We start from the raw sequence: 6,000 nt of genomic DNA on the forward strand, positions 1-6,000 counted from the left end.
CTGGTTGGATCGGTTGATCAGCATAACATCAGCGACCAAAGCAATCCGTTTGCTCTTCACCCCCGGGTTGGGGGTCGTCCACAAGCTTCGAGATTTGTGGGCAGGGCATTCAACAAAAACAAGAAGCCCGGCAGAAAAACAATAAGAGCACGCAACGACTTTCCTGGGGAGCTTCGGCTCCCCATGTCGTTTCTCCCGCCCGCCAGCGACACCCAGGCGTACCGCCTACACCATTCCCAGAGTAAATGCTAGAATCCCCGCCCATCATGCGGCCATTCTCCTATTCTTGGCCGAACATTCCTTCAAACAGTGCATCCCATGCTGAAGAAGCTGTTCCAGTCGTTCCGCCCTCCCCTCCGTGGTCAACACCACAGGCGCACCACGCCTGAAGTGATCAACAAGAGCCAGCACTCGCTGCAGCGCAGCCAGTTCAGCCGCCACGCGGTGAGCATCGTCGAGCGCCTGCAAGGCGCCGGTTACCAGGCCTATCTGGTCGGTGGCTGCGTGCGCGACCTGCTTTTGGGTATCAACCCCAAGGACTTCGACGTCGCCACCAGCGCTACCCCTGAACAGGTACGTGCCGAGTTTCGCAATGCCAGGATCATCGGCCGGCGCTTCAAGCTGGTCCATGTGCATTTCGGCCGCGAGATCATCGAAGTCGCGACCTTCCGTGCCCACCATTCCGAAGAAGACCAGGGCGACAGCCACCGTTCGTCGCACAACGCCAGCGGGCGAATTCTGCGCGACAACGTGTACGGCACGCTGGAGGACGACGCACAGCGCCGTGACTTCACCATCAACGCCCTGTACTACGACCCGGTCAGCGAGCGCATCCTCGACTACGCCAATGGCGTGCATGACATCCGCAATCGCCTGCTGCGCCTGATCGGCGACCCGACCCAGCGCTACCAGGAAGACCCCGTGCGCATGCTGCGCGCCGTGCGTTTCGCCGCCAAGCTCGACTTCGGCATCGAAAAGCACACCGTGCAGCCAATTCGCGAGCTGGCGCCGCTGCTGCGCGAAATCCCGCCCGCACGCCTGTTCGAGGAAAGCCTCAAGCTGTTCCTGTCCGGCCAAGGCGCCATCACCTTCGAGATGCTGGTCGACCTGCAACTGTTCGACCCGCTGTTCCCGGCCAGTGCCCATGCGCTGGAAGAGCGCCCGACCTACACCCATACCCTGATCAGCCAGGCCCTGGCCAATACCGACCTGCGCGTCAAGCAGGGCAAGCCGGTCACCCCGGCGTTCCTGTTCGCCGCCCTGCTCTGGCCAGCACTGCCAGGTCGCGCGCTGTACCTGCAAAGCCAAGGCGTGCCGCCGATTCCGGCCATGAACGGTGCAGCCCACGACCTGATCGCCGAGCAATGCCAGCGCATCGCCATTCCCAAGCGCTTCACCTTGCCGATCCGCGAGATCTGGGACATGCAGGAACGCCTGCCGCGCCGCAGCGGCAAGCGTGCCGATCTGATGCTCGATAACCCGCGCTTCCGCGCCGGCTACGACTTCCTGCTGCTTCGCGAAAGCGCTGGCGAGGAAACCGATGAACTGGGCCAATGGTGGACCGACTACCAGGACGCCAACGACAGCGAGCGGCGCGACATGATCCGCGAACTGGGCAGCCGTGACGACGCCTCCGGCGCCGCACCACGCAAGCGCAAGCGCAGTGGCAGCAAACGCAAGCGCAGCAACGACGAAGCCTGGGACTGAGCATGACGGTGCGCGCCTATATCGGCCTGGGTAGCAACCTGGACGCCCCCACCGAACAGTTGCGCAGCGCCCTGCAGGCGCTGGACCAGATCGCCGATACCCGCCTGGCCGCGGCCTCGGCTCTGTACACCAGCGATTCGCTGCTGCCTGGCCAGCCGCGTTACACCAATGCAGTAGCGGCCCTCGACACCGGCCTCGCGCCATTGGACCTGCTCGATGCCCTGCAAGGCATCGAGAACGACCAGGGCCGGGTGCGCAAGGAGCGCTGGGGCCCGCGCACCCTCGACCTGGACATCCTGTTGTTCGGCGAAGCAGTGATCGACGTGCCGCGCCTGAAAGTGCCGCACTATCACATGCAGGCCCGCCCGTTCGTGCTCTACCCTTTGGCCGAACTGGTGCCCGCCGACTTCCGCCTTGCCGACGGCCGCAGCCTGGCGCAACTACTCGAGGCCTGCCCCTTCGTGGGCCTGGAACGCCTGTAAATCGGGCGTTCCTGCCAACGGTAACGCCAGTAACACCCTGATCGTAACAATGCGGTAACAGGGTGATTGACTTCCCCCCCCTCGCTCACGACTATAGGCGTCCCGTGGCACCAAAGTGCCGCCTCATTGACCGATTTAGGCTCGGACGGACCTGTGCCCAAACATCACGCGCGATGATGTGCCGCTCCGAAAGATGATTACACGCGTTGTACGCAGTCGTTTTTCACAGCGCCTGAACGAGGATTTCCTACATGCCTGAAGTAACCCTGACCACCCTGCACGGCCTCAAGGCCAAGGGTGAGAAAATCGCCATGCTGACCTGCTACGACGCGACCTTCGCCAAGGCCGCCAGCGAGGCCGGCGTGGAAATACTGTTGGTGGGTGACTCCCTGGGCATGGTCCTGCAGGGCCATGACAGCACCCTGCCGGTGACGACCGCCGAGATGGCCTACCACACCGCCTGCGTGAAGCGCGGCAACAGCGGCGCGCTGATCCTCGCCGACCTGCCCTTCATGGCCCATGCCACGCCCGAACAGGCCTTCGCCAACTGCGCCACCCTGATGCAGGCCGGCGCCCATATGATCAAGCTCGAGGGCGCCGCCTGGCTGGCCGAGACCATCCGCATGCTGGCCGAGCGCGGCGTGCCGGTGTGCGCGCACATGGGCCTGACGCCACAGTCGGTCAATGTCCTTGGGGGCTACAAGGTCCAGGGCCGCCAGGAAGCCCAGGCGCGGCAGATGCGCGCCGACGCCATCGCCCTGGAACAGGCCGGCGCGGCCATGCTGCTGCTCGAATGCGTGCCCAGCGAACTGGCAGCGGAAATCACCCAAGCGGTGAGCATCCCGGTCATCGGCATCGGCGCTGGCAGCGCCACCGACGGGCAGGTGCTGGTCTTGCACGACATGCTCGGCCTTTCCCTGAGCGGCCGCGTGCCGAAGTTCGTGAAGAACTTCATGATCGGCCAGCCGGACATCCACGGTGCCCTTGCCGCTTACGTCACTGCGGTCAAGGATGTCAGTTTCCCAGGCAGCGAACACGGGTTCAGCGCATGAATACAGTCAAGACCGTCCGAGAACTGCGCGCCGCCGTGGCGCGTGCCCGCGGCGAAGGCAAGCGGATCGGCTTCGTGCCGACCATGGGCAACCTGCACAGCGGCCATGCCGCGCTGGTGACCAAGGCGGCCCAGCGCGCCGATTTCGTGGTCGCCAGTATCTTCGTCAACCCGCTGCAGTTCGGTGCCGGCGAAGACCTGGATAAATACCCGCGCACCCTGGCCGCCGACCAGGAGCGCCTGCTCCAGGCCGGCTGCCACTTGCTGTTCGCCCCGGGAGTGGAAGAAATGTACCCCGACGGCATGGCGGTACAGACCCGCGTCAGCGTGCCGCAACTGTCCGAAGGCCTGTGCGGCGCCAGCCGTCCCGGGCACTTCGAAGGCGTGGCTACGGTGGTCAGCAAGTTGTTCAACATGGTCCAACCGGACCTCGCCGTGTTCGGCGAAAAGGACTACCAGCAACTGGCGGTGATCCGCGCCATGGTGCGTGACCTGAACATGCCGATCCAGATCATCGGCGAGCCTACCGTGCGTGCCGAAGACGGCCTGGCGCTGTCGTCGCGCAATGGTTACCTGAGCCCGGAGCAGCGTGCCGCCGCGCCTGCGCTGTACCGCACCTTGAGCGCCATGGCCGAGGCCATTCGCAAGGGCCAGCGTGATTTCCCCGCATTGATCGCCGACGGCCAGGCTCAGCTGGTGGCTGCAGGGTTCCGCCCGGACTACCTGGAAGTACGCCACGCCCTGACCTTGCGCCCAGCGATGGTCGATGACCGCGATGTGGTGGTGCTGGCCGCCGCGTACATGGGCACGACACGGTTGATCGACAACCTGTACGTGCACCTGGACGAAAAGACCGCTTGATGCGTAGTCCGAAGCGCTTTCAGTGAAATTCAAAAGGGGCGCACGTCGCCCCGCTCCCCATTCCCCCCGCGCCGCCAATGCCTATAATGATGGCCGGCCTGCAACTGGCAGCCACGGCCTGATGTCCAAGGCCAGACCACGCACCAAGGAAAGCATCCGCAATGGCGTATTACCGTACTCCCCACGATGTGACGGCGCTGCCCGCCTGGCAGGCGCTCCAGCAACACCGCGACGCCATGCAAGGTTTCAGCATGCGCGAAGCCTTCGCAGCCGACCCCAAGCGCTTCGACCAGTTTTCCCTCAGCAGCTGCGGCCTGTTCCTCGACTACTCGAAGAATCTGATCACCGAGCAGACCCGCGATCTGCTGGTGAACCTGGCCAATGAAGTGGGCCTGGCGGACGCGATCAAATCGATGTTCAGCGGCGAGATCATCAACGCCTCCGAAGGCCGCCCGGTACTGCATACCGCCCTGCGCCGCCCGGTGGGCGACAAGCTGAGCGTGAATGGCGTCAACGTGATGCCCGAAGTGCACAAGGTGCTCAATCAGATCACCGAGCTGGTGGGGCGCATCCATGACGGCCTGTGGCGTGGCTACAGCGAAAAGCCGATCACCGACGTGGTGAACATCGGCATCGGCGGCTCGTTCCTCGGCCCCGAGCTGGTGTCCGAAGCCCTGCTGCCCTATGCCCAGCGCGGCGTGCGCTGCCACTACCTGGCGAACATCGACGGCAGCGAATTCCACGAGCTGTCGGCCAACCTGCGCGCCGAGACCACGCTGTTCATCGTCTCGTCGAAGTCGTTCAACACCCTCGAAACCCTGAAGAACGCCACTGCCGCGCGCACCTGGTACCTGGCTCAGGGCGGCTCCGAGGCCGAGCTCTACCGCCACTTCATCGCCGTGTCGAGCAACAAGACCGCCGCCGTGGCCTTCGGTATCCGCGAAGAGAACATCTTCCCCATGTGGGACTGGGTGGGTGGGCGCTACTCGCTGTGGTCGGCCATCGGCCTGCCGATCGCCCTGGCCATCGGCACCGCCAACTTCAAGGAGCTGCTGTCCGGTGCCTACACCATGGACCAGCACTTCCAGAACACTCCGTTCGAGAAGAACATGCCGGTGCTACTGGCCTTGCTGGGCGTGTGGTACGGCAACTTCTGGGGCGCCCAGAGCCATGCGATCCTGCCGTACGACCACTACCTGCGCAACATCACCAAGCACTTGCAGCAGTTGGACATGGAATCCAACGGCAAGAGCGTGCTGCAGGACGGCACCCCAGTGAAGACCGAAACCGGCCCGGTGATCTGGGGCGGTGTCGGCTGCAACGGCCAGCATGCCTACCACCAGTTGCTACACCAAGGCACCCAGCTGATTCCGGCGGACTTCATCGTGCCGGTGGTGAGCTTCAACCCGGTGGCCGACCACCACCAATGGCTGTACGCCAACTGCCTGTCGCAAAGCCAGGCACTGATGCTCGGCAAGACCCGCGAGGAAGCCGAGGCCGAACTGCGGGCCAAGGGCCTGAACGAGGCGGACATCGAGAAGCTCGCACCGCACAAGGTGATCCCGGGCAACCGCCCGAGCAACACCTTGGTGGTCGAGCGCATCAGCCCACGTCGCCTCGGAGCGCTGGTGGCCATGTATGAGCACAAGGTGTTCGTGCAGAGCGTCGTCTGGGGCATCAACGCCTTCGACCAATGGGGCGTGGAGCTGGGCAAGGAACTGGGCAAGGGCGTGTACCAGCGCCTGGTCGGTAGCCTGGAAGACAACGCTGAAGACGGCTCCACCCAAGGCCTGATCAATTACTTCCGCGGCCGTCACCGCGGCTGAACCAACAGGCCCAATCGCCGGCAAGCCGGCTCCCACCCGCCCCGGTGCAGACTCGCACGTGTGGGAGCCGGCT

5 protein-coding genes are annotated in these 6,000 nt (G+C 64.3%); all 5 read left to right on the forward strand.

Going from position 1 to position 6,000, the window contains the following annotated elements; all coding sequences use genetic code 11:
• Nucleotides 1-318 precede the first annotated feature (318 nt).
• The 5 genes from IRZ56_RS21400 to pgi all read left to right on the forward strand — a co-directional run bounded on the left by IRZ56_RS21400 (nt 319) and on the right by pgi (nt 5,927).
• Nucleotides 319-1,707 (forward strand): polynucleotide adenylyltransferase PcnB, encoded by a 1,389-nt coding sequence (locus IRZ56_RS21400; RefSeq protein ID WP_196146770.1) that lies wholly within the window; start codon nt 319-321, stop codon nt 1,705-1,707.
• 2 nt (nt 1,708-1,709) lie between these two features.
• A complete protein-coding gene (folK, locus tag IRZ56_RS21405) occupies nt 1,710-2,189 on the forward strand; it encodes a 2-amino-4-hydroxy-6-hydroxymethyldihydropteridine diphosphokinase (RefSeq protein ID WP_196146771.1) in 480 nt (159 codons plus the stop codon).
• Between the two features lie 251 nt (nt 2,190-2,440).
• Nucleotides 2,441-3,241, forward strand: a complete 801-nt coding sequence (gene panB / locus IRZ56_RS21410; RefSeq protein WP_196146772.1) for a 3-methyl-2-oxobutanoate hydroxymethyltransferase — start codon at nt 2,441-2,443, stop codon at nt 3,239-3,241.
• Entirely contained in the window at nt 3,238-4,101 is an 864-nt protein-coding gene (gene panC / locus IRZ56_RS21415) for a pantoate--beta-alanine ligase (protein ID WP_196146773.1), read from the forward strand. The genes panB and panC overlap by 4 nt, the downstream gene beginning before the upstream one ends.
• A gap of 161 nt (nt 4,102-4,262) precedes the next feature.
• A complete protein-coding gene (pgi, locus tag IRZ56_RS21420) occupies nt 4,263-5,927 on the forward strand; it encodes a glucose-6-phosphate isomerase (protein ID WP_196146774.1) in 1,665 nt (554 codons plus the stop codon).
• The last annotated feature ends 73 nt before the right edge of the window (nt 5,928-6,000 follow it).

This window comes from Pseudomonas guariconensis, assembly GCF_015680235.1.
GTDB classification, from domain to species: domain Bacteria; phylum Pseudomonadota; class Gammaproteobacteria; order Pseudomonadales; family Pseudomonadaceae; genus Aquipseudomonas; species Aquipseudomonas guariconensis_A.

What these genes read in the sequence shown, in the direction of transcription:
- pgi (WP_196146774.1), top strand. Translation starts at nt 4,263, where the DNA reads ATGGCGTATTACCGTACTCCCCACGATGTGACGGCGCTGCCCGCCTGG.
- folK (WP_196146771.1), top strand. Translation starts at nt 1,710, where the DNA reads ATGACGGTGCGCGCCTATATCGGCCTGGGTAGCAACCTGGACGCCCCC.
- IRZ56_RS21400 (WP_196146770.1), top strand. Translation starts at nt 319, where the DNA reads ATGCTGAAGAAGCTGTTCCAGTCGTTCCGCCCTCCCCTCCGTGGTCAA.
- panB (WP_196146772.1), top strand. Translation starts at nt 2,441, where the DNA reads ATGCCTGAAGTAACCCTGACCACCCTGCACGGCCTCAAGGCCAAGGGT.
- panC (WP_196146773.1), top strand. Translation starts at nt 3,238, where the DNA reads ATGAATACAGTCAAGACCGTCCGAGAACTGCGCGCCGCCGTGGCGCGT.